Source organism: Methanobacterium subterraneum (genome assembly GCF_002813695.1).
Classification (GTDB): Archaea; Methanobacteriota; Methanobacteria; order Methanobacteriales; family Methanobacteriaceae; genus Methanobacterium; species Methanobacterium subterraneum.
The window spans coordinates 234,256-260,163 of record NZ_CP017768.1 but is presented as its reverse complement, the minus strand read 5'-3'; the positions used below and the strand labels follow the sequence as shown (position 1 = coordinate 260,163).

The following is a 25,908-nucleotide window of genomic DNA, read 5'->3' as shown; positions in this document are numbered from 1 at the left end:
AATACTAAATGTAAATAGTAAATTTTTGATTGAGATCAAAAGATTAATTAAAAATTATTTTCAAATAAATCAACTCCCATTTCCAGAATAAAATTTTCAGGGAAATAAACTCTCCCTGGATAAGAAAAATAGAAACAGTAAAAAAAAATAACGAGATGACCTACTATGAAAAGAAGTACACCAGTAATTATAGGCGTTCTACTTATACTAGGAGTGGTTGCCTTAGGTTACTTCGCTGAATCAAACAACGGAAATAATAATACTACTAATAATAATTCCAGCCAATACACGCTTTTGAAAAAACCAAACTTCACTGACCAGACACAGCCTAGTTTTCCAGTTGAAAGCCAGCAAACACCAACAACTGATGCCACCACTAACAATAATACCCAGAATAACACTCAGAATCAGACAACAGTTACTGAAACATCTACAGTTTGAATTCAAAAAACATAACCATTTAATATAATATTCCCTTGATCTGTAGAATATTCAACGCGATTTGTAATGGAGGTTATCATACATGAATTTAGGTAAATTAAATGAAAAATGCCCTAAATGTGGTTCGAAGGATAAAACCCTTAGAAGACAGTTAGATAGAGAACATCGTGCTTTTGGCACAACCCAATCATTTGAATGCAGTGACTGCGGCTATGTATTTAAAAAACCTGAAGATGAAAAAGAAAAGGAAAAAGAGGATTAAGTAAGGAACTTTAACCTCTTAAATCCTTTTTATATCTTGTTCAATAATCATATTTAAAAACTCACTACTTTTTTACTGCGGATCACCACTCCTCCTTTAGAATATCCTGGATAATTCAAGGTTTGAATAATCCAAAACTATTTAATATCTTTAACAATTTAAATAATACGTTTAACTAAGAGAAAAGTTTTTAACTGCCTGAAATATTTCAAACCTGTTAAATACCTTTTCAAGTTGATTTTAACAACAAATAGTAATGTTCTCTGTTTGTTCTTGAATGATCTTGAACCTATACTCACCTATACGAAGCGATAATGAGAAAAATAGTTTATTCTTGATCTTGAACAGAATTTTAAGACAGAAAATCCATAAATTAAATAACATAACCCAGTGGATGGGGAAGAAATAATAAATAATTAGGGAGCAATATGGAGGATGTTTGAAATGGAAGTGGAATTCAATTTGGAAAACCTAACTGAATGCCTTTGTAACTGCTGTCCTGTTCAGAATAGATCGAAATGTGTCCTGGATAAGATGAAAATGATGCAAGAAATTGCCCAGGAAGATCTGGACTCCCGAATGATGATTGAAGAAGAAAGAATACCTGCATTATACTGTGCCAAAGAAAAGGAAGTTCCGAGTGATTTAGAATTCAGTCAGGAATGTCAATGCGATAACTGTCTAGTCTGGAAGGAGAACAACCTGTTCAGTGGCGAACCACCTGGTTATTTTTGCAGGGAAGGGAAAGCCAGATAACAAATTGGAATCTTTTTAATTTAAGACACCCCTATTCTAATTGAAATTATACTCACTTAATTGTTATCATTGTTTAATAAATGCCTATCTTTTGCATTAAAAATTATACGTATAAACGTTATTTTGAGATTATCCTTAGATATAATATTATTTTATGAAGTACTATAAAGGCAGAATTACTCATTAAAAGGACAAAAAATTGATTTAATCAAGAATTATGTTACTGTAGCAAGATATTTTAAGCTTAATTCCCTATAACCCTGCAAAAATATAAATATAATAATAATCAGATTATTAAAAAGAGGGGATTGGATGATAAGGAACGATTTGATAATCATACCTATACTCCTGGTGGGAGTGATAGCTGGATCCGTGGTGGGAATGGGTTACAGTCCTGATGAGTCCCCAGACCAGAACCAGATTTCAAATAATAATATATCAACAAATACACCCACACCAGCCAAAGTTCAAAGTAATCAAAGCACTGAACAACCATCAACATCACAGAAATCTACTACCACAACCAGCACCCGAAGAACAATCCGCAGTGGCTCCAGAACCCAACAAACCAATACACAAACACAGGAGACTGGAGAAAATCCTTCTGATGAAACTGACAACGAGACAACCTAAATCCATTTTCTTCCAATTTTTAATATTAATTCAAGTTCCATTTTTGAAAAGTTCCATTTTTGATTCATGTCTATTATTGAATCTCAGATAAATTTATTTAAGAGGATTATTTCATTATCATAATCCAATCTTACTATCAAAATAAATTCTTCAAAGTAGGAGTACAATTGATTTCAGGGGGATTTGACAATCTTTTAAGGACATGTATAACCAGTAGGGACATAATACTAAAAGGTTTAAAAAAGTAAAACTAATATGTAAGAAAGAAAAAGGTTTGATAATAGTTAGGTTTTTAATAATTTCAATCACTAATTTGTAAGAATCTTAATTTGTAAAAATAAGAATAATGGACTGATAATATGATAGTTAAGGAATGGTGCATGTACTGCGGGGAATGTGCTGGTGTTTGTCCCCGTAACCTTATAGAAGTACGGGAAATCAGCTTAAAATTCGATGAAGACAAATGCAAAGAATGTAACATATGTGTCCAGGTGTGTCCAGTGCAGGCCCTGGAAAAAAGAGATGATTAAATGATAAAAACTGATGTTCTGGTTATAGGTGCCGGTCCAGCCGGTTCAACTGCAGCTAAACACGCTGCCATGGGTGGTGCCAAGGTAATTGTAATTGATAAAAAATCAGAAATTGGGACTCCCAAACGATGTGCAGAAGGAGTCTCCAAGGATGGTCTTAAAGAATTGGGAATCAAACCATCCCCCCGATGGATAGCTAAGGAAGCCACTGGAGTGCGAATGGTCTCACCTAACGGCACTGCCGTGAACCTCACCGAGGACAAGGTAAAACTCCCTGAAGCGGGTTACATCCTGGAACGTAAGGTATTTGACAAGTTCATGGCCATGGACGCCGGTCGTGCCGGTGCCAAGATCATGGTGAAAACCCTGGCTACTGGCATGAGAAGGGAAGATGACCAGTTGGTGGTTACTGTTGAGAGTATGGGTCAGGAAATGGAGATCAAAGCCAAAATCGTCATTGCTGCTGATGGTCCTGAATCCCGTGTTGGTAGGTGGGGTGGACTTAAAACCGCCCTTAAACCTAAGGATATGGAATCCTGTGCCCAGTTTGAAATGTCCGGAGTCCAGATGGCTGAACCAGACTGTATTGAATTCCACTTTGGTAGTGTGGCTCCTGGAGGTTATGCATGGATATTCCCTAAAGGAGATGACATAGCTAACGTGGGACTTGGTGTTTTAACCACCATAACCGATAAAACTGCATATGAACACCTTTTAGAGTTTGTGGAAAGCAACCCTGCCACCAAGAATGCCCAGCCAGTGGAACTCAATGTTGGTGGAGATCCAGTGGGCGGATTACTGAAGAAAAAAGTGACAGATAATGTTCTGGTCACTGGAGATGCTGCCAGTATGGTTAACCCCCTCACGGGTGGAGGTATAATTAGTGGTATGCTGGGAGGCCGTATAGCTGGTCAGGTGGCTGCCCAAGCTGTGGCTGATGGAGATTACTCCCATGAAAACCTTAAGGTTTATGATAAACTCTGTGAAGATGAACTGGGAGAATCGTTCAAAAAGTACCTGAAGGCTAAAGAATACCTTTTAAGTCTGTCTGATGAAGAATTAGATGAAATTGCTGATGTTTTCAAGGACAGCGACTTTGAAACCATTAATACTGCAGAAATGGTTAAAAAACTGATTAGAATCTCCCCAAAAGCTCTTTTAAAGTTGGGTAAATTGTTCTAAGGGATTTTCAAAGTTTTTTTACCTACTTTTTTATTTCCTATTTTTCTAATTTACCATAATTTCAAATACTTCAGTTTTCCAAAGATTAATTCTTTATAAAACTAATACCCAAAATTCTTTCAAAAGATAATCCTCCTGAGACGAGTTTTTTTTTTGGATTTGAAAAGGGATGATTTAGAAAATAATCACTATTATACATATAATAAAAAAGACCATTGCCACTTGGTGGTATAGTATATCTGCCAGATGGAACATGGTGTCTTTATTGGTGAATAGTGATAAATAAAGTGGCACCGCTGCCAGGAAGGATGGTAAAATAGCCACTACAAACTGAATTAAATTTATGTCCCCTGAGTAGAGCATGTATATGAGTACTCCACCCCCCATGATGGCCACCAGACTGGCATCTTTGGAGTGTGATTTGTACATGAGGTAGGTGCCCATGCCAGCCAGGTACATGAAGAGGTAAACTGAGAGGGGCACCAGGAAAACATTCCCCAGTAGCACTGCACCAGATGCCAGGCGCAACACTGAATTGGTGGCAGTGCTGAAAAAAGGAGCCAAACCTGTTTCCTTAAGACGAATGGGCGGAAGCGTGTAGATCAGCTGATTAATCAACATCAGAAACATTATAACGGTGAAAGCAGGTGGGAATGCCAGGAATGATACTATGAATACTGCTGAAGTTAAAATTCCCACAAAAAGGAGTATGAACTCTTTCTCCACCAGGTTCTCGATAAAGGCACGATTCTGTTTTTGACGATCCCTCCGGTCCACATCCAGATCCGTCAGATCGTTAAGGGTGTAAAGAGCACCCCACAGAACAGATACCAGTACCAATCCCCCCAATATCTGCAGAGGATTATCAATAGGGGTGTTGGAAAAGTAGGCATAGGTTAGTGCCAGTAAAAACATATTGGCATTTTTAGATGCCCAAGTCATACGAGTGGACTTGATCAGGGTCTTTATCATCTATAAAACTCCATGTTAGAAAATGATTGGTCAATGGGATATTCGTAAGTGAATTAGCCAATAACTTGTATTCAAAGGAAACTAACCAATAACTTGTATTCAAAGGTAAATTGGTGAAGCTATCCATAATGTACCTAATTCTAAAAACCTGTTTTTATAGCCTGACATATAAAACGAGGTTTATTACCATATTTTTTTATGTAACGCACTATTTCATCATTGGTAACATCACTTAAATGGCTTTTTACTATATTTATGGTTTCCTCCTCAGAGTAAGATATCTCCACCATTTCAAATGGAATTTCCAGTAGTGTTACTGCCAATCGTGAGAGGCCTCCCAGGTCAGTGAACAGATCCTTCTTCTCACCCCCACTGTGAACTCTCCAAGCAGTCTGTAATACCATGTTTACATCCTTAAATTCATTTCTGTGCCTAAAATACTCATAAATGCATGTGAAATAAAAATTGAATGATCTAAAACCTTTGTGGGCGGTCCACTGGCTGAATCCTGTGTAATCATCATTTATAACATGGTAATCATGGAACTGGTCTGCGAATAAAATTGCATCATATTCTTTCAGAAGATCCAACAAAGTATCATGGGATGTGATTCGGAGATCCTTTTTCATGGATTCTATCATTAAATTAAATATATCTCGTGAATTCAAATCTAGAGAAGGGATTGGTAATTTGGCTTCATAAAAATTCAAGCCCAGTTCTTCCACTGCAGAGTATATGTTAGTGGATTTACCAGTTCCAGGGGCCCCTACCACATGCAGGATTCGACCTCTTTTATGGGGTAATTTTTGGAAGGCTGAAATAAGATTCTGATAGGATCTGGTGGTTACGAAAGTCTGGTTTTCTCCCCGATCCCTTATCTTAAATTCTTTCATGGTCAACCTCAAAGTATTATATAAAAGTATATTGAACTCTCGGGTTATAATTAATATGAGGATTAGATTGAAAAAGAGGTAATGAGCAATGGTTCCAGATGGTGAGGAAAAAAAGGTAATGGAAGACAACCCTGAAAACAGAGCAAAATGTCACTGCCACTACTGTCCCAGTTACCCTGAAAAGTGTGAAGGTGAACTGCTTTACTGTGTTACCGGTTCCAGTGCCTGTGAAATTCCAGTAAAGGGCTGTATCTGTAACACCTGCCCACTCTATTATGAGTACCATCTTCAGGACATCTATTTCTGCGGTAAAGAAGTAACCGGTGAGGGTAAAACATTCCTTCGAAAGCAGGGTAAGGGAGAAGATCCCCTATTTTACCAGAAAATGGTTGAAATAAAGGATAAAACTCACAATATAAGTGCGGTTACCTCTATGGGTTCGACCAAGAGAATACCATTCAGCTTTGATGATATACACTTTGTACCTGCTCAAATTAAGCGGATACCCCTTAACCAGGAGGATCCAGTTAATACATCAGTAACCATTGGACCCGGGTCTAAAAAACCCCTTACGGTTTCATCACCCATCCTAATCTCAGGTATGAGTTTTGGGGCTGTTTCCCGTAACGTGCGCCTGGTGATATCTAAAACCGCCCAGAAACTGGATGTTGGTTTTAACACCGGTGAGGGAGGAGTTCTGGATGAGGAGAGAAGTACTGCTCCGGAGATGATGATAGTGCAGTACTCCACTGGACGTTTTGGTGTGGATGATCAGTTACTTCAATCTGCTGCTGCAGTGGAGATACGGTTTGGGCAGGGAGCTTACCCGGGTAAAGGCAGTTACCTTCCTGGTGAAAAGATCAGCCCGGAAGTAGCACAAGTAAGGGGCCTTGAAAAGGGAGAGGCAGCCTATTCACCAGCACATCACCCGGACATTACCAGTCCTCAGGAGTTGGGGGAAAAAATATCACAACTGAGGAAACTCACTGGTGGAGTGCCCATAGGTGCTAAAATTGGTTGTGGTGATGTTGAGGATGATGTAAAGATTCTGGCAGAAGCTGGGGTGGACTTCATTGCCCTGGACGGGTTTGGTGGGGGTACTGGGGCCACTGCCAGTTATGCTCGGGACAATACCGGGATTCCCATCATAGCCGCCCTGCCCCGTGCCCATAGGAAACTGGAAGAAATGGGGGTCCGGGACCAAGTCAGCCTTATTACAGGCGGTGGTCTGCGAAATTCAGCGGATTTTGCCAAATGTCTTGCCCTGGGGGTGGATGCAGTTTACATTGGAACGGCCGCCTTAATAGCTATTAACTGTCAACAGTATCGTGTCTGTTACAGTGGACTGTGCCCTACTGGTGTGGCTACGGCGAACCCACAACTTATGCAACAGTTAGATGTTGAGGAGGGTGTAGGCAAACTTTCCAATTTCCTCCAGATTTCAATGGAAGAGGTGAAGAATATAACACGTATGGTGGGTAAAGATGATGTTAAACTTCTAAAGAAGGAGGATCTGGTGAGTTTAACCCGGGAACTAGCCATGATCACTGGGGTGAAATGGTTAGACGGGGATAAATACTGATAAATGAATAAATTGATTAGTCTCATTGATAAATGGATGGAATATTAATCCCACTGATAATAAATAGATTATAATCCAATCACTGGACAAAATAAAATTCATCTCAAGATTCACAAGAAATGTATAGATCAATAATTCATGAGAAATTTAAGGAGTAAAATAATGATTAAAGTATTATGTACTACTGAAACTTCACTTAATCGTCCTGAAGCACGTCGCTGGAGGGAGAGGATGAAACTTTTAGAACCCATGGGAGAGTTGGTGGTGGTCTTACCCTGCAGTATGCGTAAACCATACTCTGCAAGTAAATCTCATCAGGTATTCACCACAGCAACCAAGGGATTGCAGGAAGCGATTTTAACATCCCCCTTTGGTGTTTGCCCCCGTGAACTGGAACAAACCTACCCCATCCAGTCCTATGATGTTTCCACTGTGGGGGACTGGTCCCGTGAAGAGATAAAGCTCACCGGAGAGTGTCTTAAAGAATATGTGGGAGATCACGAAGTGGTGGCCCATGTGGCCCATGGTTACCTAACTGTTTGCCAGGAATATTTACCCCACGCTACTTTCACCTGCCATGATGGTAGGGCCACGTCCGCAGAATCAATGGTTAACCTCAAAAAGGAGGTTAAAAAATATAATAAACTCAAAAGTCATGCCCGGCAACTCCATATGCTTCGTTCAATAGCCCGTTACCAGTTTAACACTGTTGATGCTGATCTTCTGGTACCTGATGACTATAGGTTACGGGGAAGATTTGATCGGAGACTAATGCAGGGTGAGGAACAGATAGCAGTCCTACACCATAATAATGGGCTTTACAGTTTGAATATTAAGGGTGGGACTATTTTGAGTGAAATTGGTGTTAACTGGGTGGAAATAGATTTTGATCTGAAGACCAACACTCTCTTTGCCCCAGGAGTGGTGGATGCCTACCCCCATATAATTCCCAAGGATGAAGTAGTTATCATCCGAAAAGGAGAAGTTGTTGGTGTGGGAAAGGCCATCATGAATGGTTCCGAGATGAAGAAAGGGGAAAAAGGTGTAGCTGTCCGGGTACGTCATCGGTTGAGTTAAACTGTGAACCCCCCACAGGATTATAAATAAGTATAAATAGCACAAATATGGAAATAAAAGAATACCATTATTTAATGTATATGAAGGATTTTTAAAGTGATTATACATTATAACCACACTAAAAAGTGGTAAATAAAAAAAAACCAATTTTGAGGTATGATTATGAGTGAAGAATTAGTAGGAAAGGTTAGAGAAGCTTTAACCCAGGTGGCTGATCCCCACATGGGTATCAGCATTGTGGAAATGGGCCTTGTGGCTGATATACAAGTTGATGAAACTGATAAAACTGCCAAAATCGTTATAAAACCAACCAACCCGGGTTGTATGAGTGCTGCTAACATGGCTATGCAGGCTCGTGTGGCTGCTGAGAAAGTGGATGGTATTGAAAAGGCAGAAATTGAAATTGACGGCCATATGATGGCTGATGCCATCAATGAAATGGTTAACAAATAACCTTCGATTGATCTTTTCATTCTTTAAATGTGTGAAATAAGAGTTCTTGGAAGCGGATTTGCTACAGATCTAATTTATTTGTAAGTAAATCAATTTATTTGTAAGTAAATCACACTGTAAGCGCCGCTCCCCTAATTTCTATTTACATTTGAAATTATTTTAGGTTCTTGATGAAAATAGGTTAGATTGTGTCTGAATATTAACAAAAAGTTAATACTAATTTGGTGAAACTCCCACCGCAAAGGTATATATAGGATGAATTCTAAATCATGAATCTACCCCTGTGGTTTTTGGATTTGTTCATGAAATTCATGTTCTAAAAGCTGTTACTAACATTTAGGGGGCCCGTGGCTCAGGCGGTAGAGCGCACGGCTGATAACCGTGAGGTCCTGGGTTCGAATCCCAGCGGGCCCATTTTTACTAATTTTTAATATTACATTTTACTTATACTGAATTTTAAGATATTGTAATCTAAAATTAATTCCTATTTCATTGTTTTTCACATAACGATTTTTGATATCATGTCATCCTCAAAGGTAATAATGGAATGCTTTTCAAAAAATTTATATGCTGAGTTTAGGATACTATATAGCTGGAGCAATGGTAAATTTGGTAATTAATTACCTCATTTTTTTTACCCTATTTACCATTTTCTTCCTTTTATTTCAAGTTTAAAATATTAAGAAGGCTTTTTTGTATTCCAACCACATCAAGATATTTAAACTATTTTTTAACCAGAAAATCTGTAAACAGGAATATATATCTGCTCGGGATTATCTTACTACCCCACAACACCATTGTTCAAATCGATGCAATGATTCACTAGAATTAAGATAGGAATAATCAAATCAGAATAACAGAGCATGTGACATAAAATTAGACAAGTTCCCAGAATCCAGATCAATACATATTTTTTGATGAAAATAAATGAAAGAAAAATCACAAGATGGATATGGTCAGTTTTCAATCTGTCTTATCAACCGGTTGCATTCCCCAACTACTTTTTTCTTATCAAAAGCATTGGCAATTCTACGCACTGCCTCAAGCATCCTGATAAGTGAGTCCAGCCAGCTGAATATATCTCCTGCATAGGCGTGTATCTCATAATCACGCATTAACTTCCGGCTTATATCCACAGGGTCCCGTTTTGCCAGGCGCTGTTTAACCATCTTCCGAGATAGTTCCCGCTGGAAACAGCCACAGAATGGTCTTTCCTTACATCGGCAAGTATAAAAGTCCATTTGTAATTTCATCAATCGTTCCCTGAGACTGGGCTCCAGTTTATTTATGGCAGTACCTGAACTTAAAATATCCAGGGTGCTGTCGGCAAATAGCCGGGTGGACATGTTTATTTTTAGGATGCGACCTATTTGAGTGGTGATCCGGTTAGAGAGGTATGCGCTTTCAAAGGGTTCCAGTTTAAGGGCTATGTCCAGGGGGTTCATCCGGTTCATGTTCTTCCGGATGTAGTCTGCACAGGGATAAGCCAAAAATGACATGGAAACTGCCCTTCCATAGGGGGTGGGGGTTACCTTATCATCTCTTTCATTAACCAGCCCATAATCCACCATGATATTGAAGGCTTCTTCAAATTCCAGTGGTAATTCTTCATCCCGGTATTCATGGCTTATCTCTCGGAAGGTTTCCACACGTCCAGCGCAAATATCAGCCAGGAACTGTTCAACCTGACTGTCCTCGGAATAGGTTACATTGACTGATTCCACATCACTGGAGAGGAGTTCCATGGCCTGCATTTCCTCAGTTTCATCACCATAACTCCGGCCAACCTCTGGTAGAAGGTATACCTTTCCCTGATCATGGTATGTAGGTCTCCCTGCACGGCCGAGCATCTGGGAAAACTCGTTGGGAGTGAGTGTTTTATTCCCCATGGTCAAACTTTCAAAAAGCACTTGGGATGCTGGGAAATCCACTCCTGCTGCTAAAGCTGCAGTGGTTACCACTGCCCCCAATTTCTGCTCCCCAAATTCCTTTTCAATACGGTTCTTTTTAGCATAGGATAACCCTGCATGGTAAGCTCCGGCTTTAACACCTCTTCGCGCCAGATAATCAGCCACAGTATGGGTTTTCCGGCGGGAATTGGTGAAAATAATGCTCTGCCCGTGGTATCCCTTTTTGGATCGGTTCTGGTATTCATTACGGGCTAGCTGGGTTAGTAAATGGTTTTTTTCTTCCTCAGTCCGGGTGAATATTAGATGTCGCTCCAGGGGAACCGGGCGCAGGGGATATTCAACCAGTTTCATCCCAAACTCCGCTGCAATTTCCCGGGGGTTTCGAACTGTAGCAGAAAGGCCGATTACCTGTAGATTGGGGAAGATTGCTTTCAGGCGGTGTATAAGCCCACGGAGTCTGGGGCCACGTTCATCATCTCCCAGCATGTGGATTTCATCCACCACCACGGTTTTAAGATCACCTAATTGGGATGATCTACCCGCACGTAGTAGGAAATCCAGGCCTTCGTAGGTTCCCACCACAATATCTGCAGCATCTACTTTATCATCAGGGAGGGTCAGTTCTTCCTTGGCCTTTATCCGGCTCATGCCCACACGTATGGAAACATTTAAGCCCAGTTTCTGGTATCTTTTCTTGAAATCCCGATATTTTTGATTGGCCAGCGCCACCAGGGGGGTTAAAAATAGGAATTTACCCCCTTCTAGGGCGTGGGGTATTCCTGCCAGTTCACCGATGAGTGTTTTTCCACTGGCAGTGGCGGATACCACCAGGAGGTTTTCCCCCTCCAGGAGTCCCGCCTGAAGTGCTAATACCTGAACTGGCAGAAGATGAGTTCCCTGGCTTTTTAATGATTTTTTAAATTCTCCCGGAATTTCCAGACTATCAATCCTGATTTTAGGGAAATTATCATCCTTCTTGGTGGATACCTTATCGTATAAGGTAAGTTCCTGATTTTTTAATGGGTCGAAGCGTGGATCAAAAACACTGAGTACTTTGGCCAGATCTCCGGTCTCATCCAGCATTTTCCTAAACCGGGGAAAAGTACTCATGTCATAGGAACGGGCTTTTAATTCCCTTTTTATCTCACCTTCTGCACACAACCGGCAGAGATGATCTCCGTGATAAAAATAGGATTTTTCTCGCCGAATCAGTGTTATGAAACCGTCAAAGGTACAGTGTCTGCATATAAGAGTGTGATTGTATTTTATATTCAATGATTGGAGGAATTCTTCAGTGTCCGGGTCACTGCCCACCAGGAATATGTTCTGTTTCCGCAGGACCTTCACTGCTTCACTGGGAGGTAGGATGGTTTCCTTATCCTTTTTAACTATGAATTTGTGGATCTTCAGCTGCCCATCCACCCGGCGAAACTTAAGGTAACCATGGAAAAATGGTTTTCTCCGGCTGTTCAGAGCACCCTTCGAACTTCCAATGGGAAAAAGTTCCACAATCTTCTTTTTACGTCTTAAAATTATCATTTTACCCTTAATTATATTAAAAATCCAGTGTATTTATCTTACAGTTATTATTAATAAGATATGTCAAATATATTCAATTAAAATACATTGTTTTAGTTTATATCCATTCATCATATATTTATTTCATTAAAATTAAACTGACTTTAAGGGTGATAGGTAAATCTCTTTATCACTATTTAATCCGGTAAATAACATTCTCCTGTGAAAATTAGCCCCACAACCAAATAAAGGGAAAATATGGTTTTAAAGTAATATGAAATAAAGAACAGAAAAAATAGATCATTGTGTCAATTTTATCTGTTCTATGGTTTCCGCCCTTTCTTCATGGTATTCCACCACGTTGATCTCATTTATACTGCCCTTTATTTCTAGGTTGGAGTAGTTGATCTGGTCAACCAGTTCTTTACAGGTCCATTTTTCTATGGAGTTACCAATACCAATGTGGGGGATGAATGGTAGGTCCATCCGGAGTTCGTCCGCTAATTTCCCGGAGTAAAGCTGGTCATGGAGTTTTAATATCTGACTGTAACCCTCATCAGGCACCAGTAAAACATGCCAGTAAGGGGTGAAGGCATCTTTTTCCATTACTGCACATCTTATTGCGAATTCTATTCTTTGATGATCGGCAGCTCTTCTTTTGATTTCTTCAATGAATGTTTCTGGTCTCTGGTTGAATACTGGGAATACCAGGGTAAAATGGGGTTCCATTCGGCCGTGGTAAAGTTCGTCATTTTCTTCCCTAAATTCCTGAATCCACTGGTAATCCTCATTACAGATTTGGGGGTATGTTAGGGCTAATAGTGACATTTTTAATTAGTCTCCATTTGAATCGGTTATATATCGTGAATTAAGAAGTATGTATGTAAATTAATGGGAGAAGTATGTGAATTTAGGAAAACTGGAGATAAGAAGTAAAGAGGGAGTTTCCCTAAAGGGATTCCTCCTCTTTTGCCAGTTTTTCCTTTAACATTTTTTCTGCCTGTTCCCTTAGAATGAATTTCTGTATCTTTCCACTGGCAGTGAGGGGGAATTCATCCACAAAAAAGACATGTTTCGGTACCTTGAAACGGGCGATCTTGGTCCGGGCATAGTCACGGACATCTTCCTCGGTGAGTTCGGCTCCTTCCTCCAGGATGATGCAAGCGCCTACAATTTCACCGTACTTTTCATCGGAGATCCCCACCACTTGGACGTCGAGGACTCCAGGCATGGTGTAGAGGAATTCTTCAATTTCCCGGGGGTAGATGTTTTCCCCTCCACGGATGATCATATCCTTGATACGGCCCACAATGGAGTAGTATCCCTCTTTATCCACGGTGGCTAGATCTCCACTATGGAGCCAACCATCTTCATCTATAACTTCCCGGGTTTTCTCGGGCATTTTGAAGTAGCCCTTCATTACATTGTATCCCTTACAGCATATTTCACCGGTTTCGTGGGGTCCCAGGGTTTCTCCAGTCTCGGGGTCCACGATTTTAACTTCACATTCGGGTAAGGGTTTGCCCACTGTTTCCACCCGTTTTTCCAGGGGGTCGTCCACACTGGTCTGGGTGAATCCTGGTGAACCTTCAGTTAAACCGTAGACACTGGTTATCTGGGTCATGTTCATGTCGTTGACCACCTTTTTCATGGCTTCAATAGGTGGGGTGGAACCAGCCATGATCCCGGTTCGGAGGCTGGATAGATCGAACATGTCAAACATGGGATGGCTGTACTCGGCAATGAACATGGTGGGCACTCCGTAGAGTGCTGTGCAGCGTTCCTTCTGGACTGCGGCCAGGACCATCAGGGGGTCGAAGAGTTCCACCATTACCATGGTTGCTCCGTGACTGAAAGTGGCCATTACCGCAAGCACAATACCAAAACAATGGAAAAGAGGCACACATATGCATAGTCGGTCTTCTTCCGTGAATTTCTGCCTTTCACCAATGTAGTAACCATTGTTGAGTATGTTACGATGGGTTAACATAACCCCCTTGGGAAATCCTGTGGTTCCCGAGGTGTACTGCATATTAACCACATCGTTGCAATCAACTGAGGCTTTGATTTTTTGGAATTCGGTTTCATCTCCGTGTTTTCCCAGGAGTAGGAGTTCATTGGTGTTGTACATTCCACGGTGTTTTTCCGGCCCCACATAGATAACACTGTCCAGGAATGGGAATTTTTCACTTTTAAGTTTACCCCTTTCCTGGGTTTTAAGTTCAGGGATGAGTTCGTAAACTATTTCAATGTAATCCACATCCTGGTATCCATCAATGATTGCCAGGGCCTTCATATCAGATTGTTCCAGCACATAAGCCAGTTCATGGCTTTTGTAAGCTGTGTTAACTGTAACCAGGACCGCTCCGATCTTGGAGGTGGCAAAAAGCAGAGTAAGCCAGTCTGGTACGTTTTTGGCCCAGATACCCACATGATCTCCCTTCCCGATCCCAATTTCCAGGAGGCCCTTGGCCAAGAGGTTCACTCTTTCATCAAACTGCTGGTAGGTAAAACGGAGATCACGGTCGGGATAGACCATGAATTCATGATTAGGATCCTTTTCCACCATTTCCTCCAGGAAATCACCAATAGTAAGCTCACTAAAAACCATTTTAAAAACTCCCATATATTATGTTTATGATCAAAAACCCATTTTTTAGCTTATTTAAATAATTCCAACCATTATTAGATTATTTTTTTAGATATTGGTACCTTTAAGTCCTGTATCCCCAACTGTCTTTAATTCCCATCTTCCCAATTGATTATCCTTAAGTTTTAGTTTCCCTGCTTACCGTGGATCTTCTTCTAGATGTTCTTCCAGTTTTTCCCTCACGTCATCAGGTATGGGTCTTGATTTCTGTTGTATGAAATCATAATTCACCAGAACAGCTGTTCCCCTTGCTTTAAGGTGTCCGGCTTGCCAGGCCTCATGGTAAGTGGTGTAGGAGCTGTTACCAATACGGATAATGCTAGTTTTTATGTCCACATCACCGTTGTAGTACATCTGTCCCAGGAATTCGAAATCAGTTTTAACCATGATCAGTTTCCATTTCTCGTAGCTGAGGTCAAGGTCTGGGGTGAATAATCGATAAATCTTGTTTCTTGCCAGTTCAAACCATTCAGCAAGAACTATATTGTTTATGTGTCTTAAGCCATCTGAATCTCCAAATCGGGGTGTTACTGTAATCGCATACATATTATGAATATCTCCAGTATTTTTAAAACTTTAGAAACATGTACTACTTACAACATGTCCTATCTTTAGAACTATTTTCCATATAGAAACTTTTTTTCTCCAGATATTTATTTGACATATTTTAAAATAATCCCCTTCAACTTAAAATGGGGTGTAAACCACTGCCAGCATCTTGGAATCCTTTTCTTTGGCATGTACATGGTGAGGGACCACTGAATCATAGTAGATACTGTCCTCTGACTCTAGAACGTAGCTTTCCTGCCCGTAAAGCACCTCTATCTTTCCCTGGATCACGTACAGGAATTCTTCACCCTCGTGGGATGCCAGTTCATAACCCTGATTGTCAGTGGGGTGGACGTCGATGATGAATGGTTCCATGTGCCGGTCCCCCTTCCCGTAGGCTAGGGAGTAGAATTCAAGTGCACTCTTGTTGCTGTGTTCACCCAGCCCCTGACCTGAAAAACGTATTACATTATCAGATTTTCCTGATTTAACCATGAAAGGACCACTATGTGGGGCATCGTCCAGGAAAGTGCCCAGGCGCACCCCCAGTGCCCTGGCTATTTTTAAAAGAGGAGTTAGTGAGGGTACCAGTGCTCCGCTTTCCAGGTCTTCAATGAGTTCAACACTGCTAAAACTGGCATCTGCCAGCTCTTCAATTGACATTTTGCGATCTTCCCTTATCTGACGGATTTTCGCTCCAACTTTGTTCTCCTCGGGCATACCAAATCACCTTATTTATAAATATTATGTTTTCATTCAATATCATTTATTATTGCAAGTAAAAGTTTCACTATACTCAAAAATTATACCCAATCATTTAAACATTTTTTTAGTACCACCGCCCCACCCTTCTATTAGCGCCATTTATACGATGTTAGGAGATGGTGGCAAATTGGAATTTGAGGATTGTAGTAAATGGGAATATTTAGCAAATACAAAATCTTTAGTGATGAGTATTAAATATTTTAACATCCCAGACTCAATTAAAAAAAGGTTAGTATATTGATTGATTAATGGATTGGATGTTAAAAATGTAGATTCTCTTGTTAAACTTTAGATTCGCTGGTTTAATTTATATCAGGGATTATTAGTTCCATTGGTGGGAGTGGTGTTAACTGTGGTGTTGTTGGTGGTGTTAGTGGTATTGGTGGTGTTGATCTGGATGTGTCTTACAATATGAACCGGGGTGAAATTGGAATCACCGATCTCACTGATCTTCTGATCACCATTTAAATTGAAATTAGATGGAATTAATCCCAAACCAATATCAGTACCTATATTTAGGGCATTAGCACCTGATGCAGCCCCATAGGCAACCAGTGCAATCATGAAAACAATGAACAGAGTTCCTGATTTTTTAGGAGTCATTTCAGTACCTTCTATAAGAATGTTCTATTCACTAATATCTCAAAACACCTTTAAATAGAATGGCCTATTGGACATAATTTATATTAGCATTCAATTGATGTTAATGAATCATGTTCTATTATGTAAAATGTTAGAGGAGTCCAATTTAGTGATTTTAAACCCCCCATTTATGGATTCAATCCACAAAAACCAGACTAATTAATGAAAAGGAATAAAAATAAAAGAATATAGGTATTTATTCCACAGTCACACACTTTGCCAGGTTTTTAGGTTTATCCGGGTCAATACCCCGCTGTACACTCATATGGTAGGATAGTAACTGTAATGGTACCACGTAGAGGAGGGGGGATATTAATTCCCTGATTTGTGAGGGGAATTTTATCATATCACTGGCCTCGTAACTTAAAACCTGATCATCCTCGGATCCGAGGCCTATGACCCGTGCTCCCCGGGCTTTCACTTCTTCCACATTGCTCAGGGTCCGGTCGTGACTCTTACCCGGAGGTACCACTGCCACCACCGGTACATCATCATCTATAAGTGCCAGTGGGCCGTGTTTAAGTTCACCGGCAGCGTATCCCTCGCCGTGTATATAGGTTATTTCTTTGAGCTTTAATGCCCCCTCCATCGCAGTGGGGTATGAGAATCCCCTGCCAATAAAGAAGAAATCCTGGGCATCCTTGTATTTAGCCGCCATTTCTTTGATATCCTCTTCCAACAGGAGCACGGTTTTCATGTAATCTGGTATCTGTTGAAGTTCATCTAAAAGTTCCCTATTTTTACCCATACATGCTGCCAAGAGATAAATACAAGTTAATTGACTTATATAAGTCTTGGTGGCTGCCACCCCTATTTCAGGACCGGCCCTGGTGAATATAACGTAGTCCGCTTCCCTGGTAGCAGTACTTCCCAGCACATTAACAATTGCCAGGGTTTTTGCCTTTTTATTGGCTATTTTAAGGGCTTTAAGGGTGTCAGCAGTTTCTCCAGATTGACTGATGAATATCACCAGTGAATCAGGGTCAATGGCCCCTTCTGAGAACTCAAACTCAGAAGCCAGCACCACATCAGTGGGTAGGCCTAAAAGAGCTTCAAATAGGTATTTCCCCACTAAAGATGCATGATGGGATGTTCCACAGGCCACAAAGGTGATCCGTTTAAACTGGGGGAACTGGCTGACTATATTCTCAATATCTGAAACTTCAGAAAGGGTGTTTTTTACTGCTTCAGGTTGTTCATGGATTTCCTTCAGCATGAAATGAGAGTATCCGCCCTTTTGGGCCATTTCAGGAGTCCATTTAATGGTTTCTACCTTCTTATCCACTATCTGACCATTACGGTCCTTCACAGTGATACCATCCTCGTCCATGGTGAAGGTTTCATGGTCAGCCAGGTAGATGATCCGGCGGGTGTGTTGCAGTATGGCCGGAGCATCGGAAGCCAGGAAGTATTCCCCGTCTCCCAGTCCCAGTATGAGGGGGCTTTCTTTACGAACCCCCATTATCTTGTTAGGTTCATCAGTACTGATAACTGCAAAGGCATATGAACCATGTAACTTGCTGATGGCCTTATTAATGGCCCCTTCCAGATTGAATCCTTCTTTATGATATTTTTCAATGAGATGAGCTATGACCTCAGTATCAGTTTGAGATAAGAATTGGTGCCCTTCACTCACCAGCTGGTCTTTAAGTTCCTTGTAGTTTTCAATGATACCATTATGGACTACTGCTATTTTCCCCTCACAATCAGTATGGGGATGAGCATTTTCCCGGGTTGGAAGTCCATGGGTGGCCCAGCGAACATGACCAATGCCCACTTCTCCCGGAAGTTCTTCCAAATGCAGTTCCTCTGAAACCTCATCAATCTTTCCCTTGTCTTTTCTGATCTTAATTCCTGATGATGAATAGGTGGCAATGCCCACCGAATCATAACCCCTGTATTCCAGGCGTTGCACACAATCCAGGAGCACCGGTGCTGCTTTATCAGTTTTAAGTATACATCCCACAATTCCACACATATTAATTTCACCCAAAAAGTGTTTTCATAAGTTTAAGTAAATGATAATGCCAATTAATTACCTGATTGGCACAGTTCATATCTTTATTGAAGACCTTCATTTGTTAAATAAATTTGTTAAGGCGTACCAGATATTTATAACATCTACATTTATCACTTATAATACAATCCCCATCAAGAAATTATTAATTCATAACATATAGGTAACCCATAATAAGTGAGGATCTCCCCCCTAGACCAAGGATAATCCCCAGATTTTGCCATTAAGAGATTCCACTTTGATAATTGAAGCCTTAATATTTTAATCTGTAATTTTAATCAAACGCATTTATATTTTGATCTAAACCAACTTGATCTAAACCAAGAAAAAGAACCTAATTCCTATAATTTATCAATTTAACCACGGTTTATTAGGATTCACGGTTTATTAGGATTCATGATTTCACCAGATCACAGTCAAATTCTCAAATATACCAAGACTGTTCCGGTAAAAACTATCCTCCATCTTTTGCTTTCAACTTAAAAATATGAACTTAATCAATACAAAATCAGTTTTCTTAGGTTTAGTCAATAATTTCACCTTCAAACAATTTTTCTAATGGCCAGTATAATTAAAATACAAAAAATACATAAACTATTAAATCAATATTATACACCACATATAATGACATGAAATATAATAAGGAGGAAGACATAATGCCAGATATGAAAATAGAGGATATAGAAGGGGCTGTAGATGAAATGATTGCCATTAGGCCTTTGAATACATTCCTATTTACTATGAGTTCAGAGAAGGGTTCTACAAGCTACGTAATAGAAACTGATGCAGATAAAACAAATTTTAAAGAAATAATAAGAACCTATATGTGTACTGTAGGAACCTGCAGTGAAAACGATGAACATCCCAAGATAAGTGATCTCTTCAAAGAAGAAGGGCATTATTGTTCCATCAATAAATCTGTAAACAAATAGGATATGAATATATTTTTCATTAACTCACAAACATCCCCTAGTCTTGGAATCTGACAACTCGAACTTCTAAATTAATGCTAACTCCTAGTGCCCTAAAACCAGTGGGCATCCATTAAAGTAATTTGGACAATGTAGCCTTACCATGATTCATCCATTTAGAATATCAGGAATACATTTTAAACCATTATCATGGGAAATGAAAAAAATAACTTCTAAAGAGAGGGAGTAATCATTAAAAAGGAATATTCATTAAAGTGATCTGATTCACGAGTATGACTTTAAAAGCCCGGGCAGTCATCATTTTAAAAATTCCAATATCGAAATGGTGAAATATATTTTAAGAATGGCAACTGGCAGTTTATGACTGTGTTTAAGTTAATTTGCGATTTTTTTTGTGGTTGGAATTTTAAGAAGTATTTAATTGCATTTAATTTGCGGTCACTAGTTTTTTGCAGTGGGAATCCATTTAAAGGGGATACCAACCATCATTTATCGTGATTGTGGTAATAATATTTGATTAAATGTGCACCAATCTGTACATACTAATGCCAATCTATTATAATCCTAAGCTATAATAATTTCTAATAGTGTTTTATCTTGATGTAGTTTAATATCTATATAAACATTTGACAATAAATAAAAATGAAATGGAGTTTAACATGAATCTTGATAAGGGAAATCTCCTATACAGGGGTAAAGCCAAGGACGTTTACCAGACCAGCCAGCCCCAGCAAGTTTTAGTGGAATTCAGAGATGACATTACCGCCGGGGATGGAGAAAAGAAGGAAGTTATGAGTTTGAAGGGTTATTACAACTCCCTGATCTCTGCTAAGCTTTTTGAACTACTGGAAGATGCAGGGATAAAAACCCAGTACATTGATTTACCAAAACCCGGATACATGCTATCCCATAAACTGGATATGATACCCCTGGAAGTGATCACTCGAAATATAGCCGCCGGGAGTCTGCTTAGAAAGTACCCCTTCCAGGAAGGTCAAACATTCAATCCACCGATCATCCAGATGGATTATAAAAATGATGAATATCATGACCCTATGCTCAACGATGACATCATTCTGGCCCTGGAACTGGCTAGTAGCGAAGATCTGGAAACCATCCGGGAAATAACCCTCCAAATCAACGCAGTCCTGAAAAGTTTCTTGGAAAGCAGGGGACTCATCTTCCCGGACTTTAAAATAGAATTTGGCCGAGATGATGATGGGAACATTGTCCTTGGTGATGAAATCAGCCCAGACACCTGTAGGTTCTGGGATAGTGAAACCTGTGACATTCTGGATAAGGATCTTTTCCGAAAGGGCGAGTCTGGTGTTATTGAAGCTTACCAAAAGGTGGCCAACATAATACTGGATGATGAAGATAAAGAAAGATGGAATTTAGATTTCTAATAAAAAAAACTGTAATTTAGAAAAAACTGAACTAACACTGATGAAAAGTATCCATTTAAGAAATTAATCCCTTGGTGATGCAATGAAATACCATGCGCAAGTTGAAATAAGTCTCAAAAAAGGAATGCTCAATCCAGAAGCTTCCACCATCCAGAGGGCACTGGCCCTTTTAGACTATCAGGTGGAAGACACCGCCACCATTGAAATAGTTAAATTCACTTTAGAAGCAAAAGATCCAGATGTGGCCCATGAAGAAGTGGTCCAGATGTGCGAGCGACTGCTCTGTAACCCGGTGATCCACGACTACCAGATCCAGATTGAAACAGCAGGTGACTAAGATGAAAGTGGGGATCATACGCTTCCCCGGATCCAACTGTGACCGGGACGTTTTCCACGCCCTGGAACTGGCTGGGGCCGAACCTGATTATGTCTGGTGGAACCAGAGGGACCTATCCCAATTTGAAGCAATCGTTATCCCCGGAGGATTCTCTTATGGAGATTACCTCCGTGCAGGGGCAATTGCCGCCATCACCCCAGTTATTGATGGGATCAAGGAGATAGTTAAAGAGGAAAAACCAGTTTTAGGTATATGTAATGGTGCCCAGATACTGGCAGAAGTGGGTCTGGTTCCCGGGGTGTTCACCCTCAATGAAAAAGCCCAGTTCATCTGTGAATGGGCCGAGTTAGAGGTTAGAACCAATAGGACTCCATTTACCCATCTTTACCAGGAAAATGAGGTAATCAAAATGCCCATTGCCCATGCAGAAGGGCGTTACTATACTGAATACATTGATGAACTTGGTGATCAGGATCAGATCGTGCTGGGATTTGCAGGGAATAACCCTAATGGCTCGTTGGATGCCATTACCGGAGTATGTGACCTGGAAGGACGGGTTTGTGCAGTTATGCCCCACCCCGAAAGGGCCTCAGAATCAATCTTAGGATCAGATGATGGTTTGAAGTTCTTTAAGGGAATCCTTGATTTCTAGAAAATGGATAACTTACATATTTTTTACAAAAAATACTTAGTTAGAAATACCCTAAGTTTGGGAATATTCATTAAATAACTTTATTATAAAAAATTGTCACACGGTGAATTAATGGTAGTTTATCTAGTAGGTGCAGGACCAGGGGATCCTGATTTGGTGACCCTTAAAGCTATTAAAGCCCTGGAAATGGCAGATGTGGTGGTTTACGATCGTCTGGCCAATGAAGAGATCTTAAAGTACGCCAATGGATCGGAAATGATCTACGTTGGTAAAAGGGCTGGAGCTCACTCCAAAAAGCAGGAAGAAATAAATGAAATACTCATTGAACAGGGCAAAAAACATGACACTGTAGTCCGCCTCAAGGGAGGTGACCCCTTTGTCTTTGGTAGGGGTGGTGAAGAAATGATGGCCCTGCTGGGGGAAGGGATTCCCGTGGAACTGGTACCAGGTGTAACCTCTGCCATTGGTGTTCCCACCACAGTAGGACTGCCAGTAACCCACCGGGGAGTGGCCACTTCCCTTACAGTGGTTACTGGACATGAAGATCCTACCAAGAAAGAGAAGCAAGTTCAGTGGAACTACAATACCGACACCATAGTGATCCTCATGGGTGTGGGACACTTGGAGGAGAATATGAGGGAGATTAAGAAACACAAAGATCCCCAAACCCCGGTCTGTGTCATTGAAAATGGAACCATGCCAGATGAGAGGATTATAACCGGTACTCTGGAAAACATAGCCCAAAAAGATATTAATCCACCAGCCCTGGTGATTATTGGACCGGTGGTTGATGTTTTCAAATCCATCAAAAAACTTGAGGATAAATTATGAAGGGATTTGAGGGTAAAATTATTGGCATAACCCGGCCAGTGGAGCGGTCCCATGCTGCAGTAGAGATAGTAACCCAACACGGTGGGATTCCATTAGTAGCCCCCACCCTTGAACTGGAATCCTTTGCCAGTGAATCTCTCCTGGATCTCTGTCAAAGAGCCAGTAAACTGGATTGGATAATATTCACTTCTCCTGCATCACTGGAATCATTATTCAAATACTGTCCTGATTTTAGGGAAAACCTCAATCCACAGTGTGAGGTAGCAGTTATTGGACCACGCACAGAACGGGTTTTAAATGATTATGGTATCACTGCCGATATTGTGCCCGAAAATTACACTGCCGAAGGTCTTCTGGAAGAATTCCATGATATTGACTTGGATAAAAAGAGGATAGGAGTTCCCCGCACATTTAAAGCAAGAGATGTTCTCCCGGAAGGTTTGAAGAAAATGGGAGCCACTGTCTATCTGGCCGAGGCCTACAAATCCACCAAACCCAAAGATACCAGTAAGGTACAGTTACTGGTAGAGGATATAATCAAGGGAAAAATAGATGCAATAACCTTCACCAGCCCCCTTACAGCCACCAATCTATTTGAAATAGCCGGAGATAAAGAAGAAGAGTTAATTAACTCTTTTAAAGACGGGAAGGTTCTGGTGGCGGCCATTGGCCCCATCACCCAGAAACCACTGGCTGAGAGGGGGATAAAATCAATAATTCCATCCAAGTACACTGTGAAGGCCATGTTAATGCAGTTAAAGGAAGAAATGAGTTATTGACTTGAAGTCTTGAATTTGGAATATAACTAAATGGAAAAAATCATGACTTAATATAACAGAAATCATCCTAAATGTAATATAAATAACTTATAAGAGGCAATATTTAAAGGAGCGGTAACTATGAAGGATGAAAACAGAACCATCATCTGGCCGGTTTATCTGGATTCCAAAAAGACCAAATCCGAGGGAAGAAAGATTCCCAAAGAACAGGCTGTTAGTTCACCCAAAATACGTGAAATCACCCAGGCAGCTAAAAAACTGAGACTCAATCCTTCAGTGGAGAAATATAAATCATACCCTGCTTCATGGTGGGAAGGATCCGGAAGGATAATTGTGGATAAAAAAATGAGTAAAAAGGAAATTCTCATTAAACTAAGCAACTTAATCAATAGTTCCCGGAAAGATAAATAGAATTTTCAACTAGAATTTTTCATTTTTAAGGATTAATCCACCTTTTGAGAATTAATCAACTGGCATTCTAAGAATTACAAATCGGATCATTTTAAGGATCATCAAATAAGAATTGATTCTAGGATTATCAGTAGTAATTAATTCCCATAATTTATTTTAAGTAGATTTATTATTTAGAATCAATCTATACAAATCAAATATAGATAAAATAGAGGATTAAAAATTAATCCAGAAATCCAAAAGAATAAAATCAGAAGATGAGTTGATCAATACAATTAATATATTATATAATTGGATTATATTTCACTTGGGAAGGAATAATAAATGGCTGTGAATGGAAAAGATATGGATAAATCTTTAGCTAAAGCTAATGAAATGGTCAAAGAGTCTGAGGATGTTAAAATATACAGCCACATAGACTGTGACGGGATATCCGCCGGAGCAATACTATCTTTAACCATGGATCGTCTGGAAATAGACCATGAAATAGAATTCATAAACCTGGACCAGATCCCTGAGTTGGAAAAAGAAAATGAACTCACCATATTCTCTGATCTTGGTTCAGGACAAAAATTAGATAACTTCCAGACATCCCAGTCCAAAGTTCTCATCCTGGACCATCACCCCCCGGTAAGGAAAATATCCTCAGGAGAAAACGGTTTTCTGGAGATAAATCCCAATCATCATGGTATTGATGGTTCCTTCCAGGTTTCAGGAGGAGGTATGTGCTATCTTCTAGCTAAAACCTTTGGTTATCATGATTTAAGCTGGATTGGTGTTTTAAGTGCAGTTGGCGACATGCAAAACAGTCTATCAGGTAAGTTAACCGGGATAAATGCAGGCATACTAGAAGATGGTGTCAATAAGGGACTGGTGGGATCAGTTAATGACTTAGCCATCTACGGAAGGCAAACCAGACCATTATTTGTGGCCTTGTCCTACTTTGGCGATGTGAAGCTTCCCATCACCAATAATCGAAACGAAGCAATTCAATTCCTAAAAAACCTGGACATACCCATTAGGAATGGTAAAAAACAACGAACACTTTACGATTTAAGCTCCGCGGAAAAGGGCCGGATCTTCACCGAACTGGTGAGGATGATGAGCCGGGAAGTTCCTCCCCGTTACGTTAGGTACATTCCCCGCCTGGTTGCCGGGGATGCCTATGAATTTTTAAAAGAGGAGGAGTACTCACCCCTCCGTGATGCCAGTGAATTTTCAACAGCCATCAACGCTTGCAGTAGGCATAAAAATCCCAATGTGGCTTTAAAGGTCCTCAAAGGAGATAGGGGTATGGCTCTGGATGAAATGGAAATGCAGGGAAAGGAACACCGACAGTACCTTGCCCAGAAGATGAGTTGGATCCAGGAGGAAGACCGGATCATACATTTGAAGAACTTGCAGTACTTCCAAGGTAACGGGATAAAAAGTGAGGTTATTGGAACCATAGCCGGCATGATCCTCAGCTACGGTGACTGGAGAAAACCCATGATTGGTTTCACACACACCAATGATGAAAGTGGTGGTTTGAAGGTTTCTCTGCGCTGTTCACGACTTTTAGCATTTGATGGTATCCACTTTGGCCATATCATCAATAAAGTAGCAGCCAAGGTAGGGGGAAGTGGTGGTGGCCATTCCATGGCCTGTGGTGCCTACATTCCAGGAGGAAAACAGGATGAATTCCTTAAACTCTTTGATGAAACACTGAACGGGATCCTGTAAAATTAT

At 40.3% G+C, this 25,908-nt stretch carries 26 protein-coding genes and 1 tRNA gene; 18 read left to right on the top strand and 9 right to left on the bottom strand.

Going from position 1 to position 25,908, the window contains the following annotated elements; genetic code table 11:
• Positions 1–165: 165 nt before the first annotated feature.
• From BK009_RS01310 to BK009_RS01285, 6 genes are all read left to right on the top strand, one after another.
• Entirely contained in the window at positions 166–441 is a 276-nt protein-coding gene (locus BK009_RS01310; protein ID WP_100904557.1) for a hypothetical protein, read from the top strand.
• An 82-nt stretch (positions 442–523) separates the two neighbouring features.
• Complete coding sequence (locus tag BK009_RS01305; protein WP_100904558.1) at positions 524–703, top strand: TIGR04165 family Cys-rich peptide; 180 nt, start codon at positions 524–526, stop codon at positions 701–703.
• Positions 704–1,147: 444 nt separating this feature from the next.
• The gene (locus BK009_RS01300) at positions 1,148–1,459 is read left to right on the top strand and encodes a DUF2769 domain-containing protein (protein ID WP_100906652.1); all 312 of its coding nucleotides are present in this window, start codon (positions 1,148–1,150) and stop codon (positions 1,457–1,459) included.
• 312 nt (positions 1,460–1,771) lie between these two features.
• Complete coding sequence (locus BK009_RS01295; RefSeq protein ID WP_100904560.1) at positions 1,772–2,092, top strand: hypothetical protein; 321 nt, start codon at positions 1,772–1,774, stop codon at positions 2,090–2,092.
• A 359-nt stretch (positions 2,093–2,451) separates the two neighbouring features.
• Complete coding sequence (locus BK009_RS01290) at positions 2,452–2,622, top strand: DUF362 domain-containing protein (protein WP_100904561.1); 171 nt, start codon at positions 2,452–2,454, stop codon at positions 2,620–2,622.
• Positions 2,623–3,804, top strand: coding sequence for an NAD(P)/FAD-dependent oxidoreductase (locus tag BK009_RS01285; RefSeq protein WP_100904562.1), 1,182 nt, complete (start codon positions 2,623–2,625; stop codon positions 3,802–3,804). It abuts the gene before it with no gap.
• Between the two features lie 174 nt (positions 3,805–3,978).
• On the opposite strand, the gene BK009_RS01280 is transcribed toward BK009_RS01285, so the two are convergent.
• Positions 3,979–4,776, bottom strand: coding sequence for a UbiA family prenyltransferase (locus BK009_RS01280; RefSeq protein ID WP_100904563.1), 798 nt, complete (start codon positions 4,774–4,776; stop codon positions 3,979–3,981).
• A 140-nt stretch (positions 4,777–4,916) separates the two neighbouring features.
• Entirely contained in the window at positions 4,917–5,669 is a 753-nt protein-coding gene (locus BK009_RS01275) for a hypothetical protein (protein ID WP_100904564.1), read from the bottom strand.
• Between the two features lie 88 nt (positions 5,670–5,757).
• Here BK009_RS01275 and BK009_RS01270 point away from each other — a divergent pair, with 88 nt between their 5' ends.
• The 4 genes from BK009_RS01270 to BK009_RS01255 all read left to right on the top strand — a co-directional run bounded on the left by BK009_RS01270 (position 5,758) and on the right by BK009_RS01255 (position 9,195).
• Positions 5,758–7,251, top strand: a complete 1,494-nt coding sequence (locus BK009_RS01270) for a glutamate synthase-related protein (protein ID WP_100904565.1) — start codon at positions 5,758–5,760, stop codon at positions 7,249–7,251.
• Between the two features lie 165 nt (positions 7,252–7,416).
• A complete protein-coding gene (locus BK009_RS01265) occupies positions 7,417–8,328 on the top strand; it encodes a DUF5591 domain-containing protein (protein WP_169923176.1) in 912 nt (303 codons plus the stop codon).
• Positions 8,329–8,490: 162 nt separating this feature from the next.
• Positions 8,491–8,781: a metal-sulfur cluster assembly factor gene (locus tag BK009_RS01260; RefSeq protein WP_100904567.1), complete on the top strand. Its 291-nt coding sequence runs from the start codon at positions 8,491–8,493 to the stop codon at positions 8,779–8,781.
• Between the two features lie 341 nt (positions 8,782–9,122).
• Positions 9,123–9,195 (top strand) — tRNA-Ile (locus tag BK009_RS01255).
• Between the two features lie 542 nt (positions 9,196–9,737).
• On the opposite strand, the gene BK009_RS01250 is transcribed toward BK009_RS01255, so the two are convergent.
• The 7 genes from BK009_RS01250 to glmS form a co-directional block, all read right to left on the bottom strand.
• On the bottom strand, positions 9,738–12,230 hold the full coding sequence (locus BK009_RS01250) for a DUF5814 domain-containing protein (protein ID WP_100907657.1): 2,493 nt from the start codon (positions 12,228–12,230) through the stop codon (positions 9,738–9,740).
• Positions 12,231–12,509: 279 nt separating this feature from the next.
• Positions 12,510–13,037 (bottom strand): 2'-5' RNA ligase family protein, encoded by a 528-nt coding sequence (locus tag BK009_RS01245; protein ID WP_100904569.1) that lies wholly within the window; start codon positions 13,035–13,037, stop codon positions 12,510–12,512.
• A gap of 121 nt (positions 13,038–13,158) precedes the next feature.
• The gene (locus BK009_RS01240; RefSeq protein ID WP_100908814.1) at positions 13,159–14,820 is read right to left on the bottom strand and encodes an AMP-binding protein; all 1,662 of its coding nucleotides are present in this window, start codon (positions 14,818–14,820) and stop codon (positions 13,159–13,161) included.
• 177 nt (positions 14,821–14,997) lie between these two features.
• Positions 14,998–15,405, bottom strand: a complete 408-nt coding sequence (locus BK009_RS01235; RefSeq protein ID WP_100907659.1) for an acyl-CoA thioesterase — start codon at positions 15,403–15,405, stop codon at positions 14,998–15,000.
• Positions 15,406–15,546: 141 nt separating this feature from the next.
• Positions 15,547–16,128 carry a helix-turn-helix domain-containing protein gene (locus BK009_RS01230; RefSeq protein WP_100904572.1) on the bottom strand — a complete coding sequence of 194 codons (582 nt, stop codon included), beginning with the start codon at positions 16,126–16,128 and terminating at the stop codon, positions 15,547–15,549.
• 357 nt (positions 16,129–16,485) lie between these two features.
• Positions 16,486–16,776: a hypothetical protein gene (locus tag BK009_RS01225; protein ID WP_100904573.1), complete on the bottom strand. Its 291-nt coding sequence runs from the start codon at positions 16,774–16,776 to the stop codon at positions 16,486–16,488.
• Between the two features lie 235 nt (positions 16,777–17,011).
• On the bottom strand, positions 17,012–18,793 hold the full coding sequence (glmS, locus tag BK009_RS01220; RefSeq protein WP_100908813.1) for a glutamine--fructose-6-phosphate transaminase (isomerizing): 1,782 nt from the start codon (positions 18,791–18,793) through the stop codon (positions 17,012–17,014).
• Between the two features lie 695 nt (positions 18,794–19,488).
• Here glmS and BK009_RS01215 point away from each other — a divergent pair.
• The 8 genes from BK009_RS01215 to recJ all read left to right on the top strand — a co-directional run bounded on the left by BK009_RS01215 (position 19,489) and on the right by recJ (position 25,902).
• Positions 19,489–19,764, top strand: coding sequence for a hypothetical protein (locus tag BK009_RS01215; RefSeq protein WP_100907591.1), 276 nt, complete (start codon positions 19,489–19,491; stop codon positions 19,762–19,764).
• A 659-nt stretch (positions 19,765–20,423) separates the two neighbouring features.
• Positions 20,424–21,170, top strand: a complete 747-nt coding sequence (purC, locus tag BK009_RS01210; protein WP_100907590.1) for a phosphoribosylaminoimidazolesuccinocarboxamide synthase — start codon at positions 20,424–20,426, stop codon at positions 21,168–21,170.
• A gap of 82 nt (positions 21,171–21,252) precedes the next feature.
• A complete protein-coding gene (purS, locus tag BK009_RS01205; RefSeq protein ID WP_100904577.1) occupies positions 21,253–21,507 on the top strand; it encodes a phosphoribosylformylglycinamidine synthase subunit PurS in 255 nt (84 codons plus the stop codon).
• A 1-nt stretch (position 21,508) separates the two neighbouring features.
• The gene (gene purQ, locus BK009_RS01200; RefSeq protein ID WP_100904578.1) at positions 21,509–22,159 is read left to right on the top strand and encodes a phosphoribosylformylglycinamidine synthase subunit PurQ; all 651 of its coding nucleotides are present in this window, start codon (positions 21,509–21,511) and stop codon (positions 22,157–22,159) included.
• 111 nt (positions 22,160–22,270) lie between these two features.
• Positions 22,271–22,990 carry a uroporphyrinogen-III C-methyltransferase gene (cobA, locus tag BK009_RS01195; protein ID WP_100908812.1) on the top strand — a complete coding sequence of 240 codons (720 nt, stop codon included), beginning with the start codon at positions 22,271–22,273 and terminating at the stop codon, positions 22,988–22,990.
• Positions 22,987–23,769, top strand: a complete 783-nt coding sequence (locus BK009_RS01190; protein ID WP_100907589.1) for a uroporphyrinogen-III synthase — start codon at positions 22,987–22,989, stop codon at positions 23,767–23,769. The genes cobA and BK009_RS01190 overlap by 4 nt, the downstream gene beginning before the upstream one ends.
• 120 nt (positions 23,770–23,889) lie before the next feature.
• Positions 23,890–24,180, top strand: a complete 291-nt coding sequence (locus BK009_RS01185; protein WP_100907588.1) for a signal recognition particle protein Srp19 — start codon at positions 23,890–23,892, stop codon at positions 24,178–24,180.
• Positions 24,181–24,504: 324 nt separating this feature from the next.
• Positions 24,505–25,902 (top strand): single-stranded-DNA-specific exonuclease RecJ, encoded by a 1,398-nt coding sequence (gene recJ, locus BK009_RS01180; RefSeq protein WP_100907587.1) that lies wholly within the window; start codon positions 24,505–24,507, stop codon positions 25,900–25,902.
• Positions 25,903–25,908 lie beyond the last annotated feature (6 nt).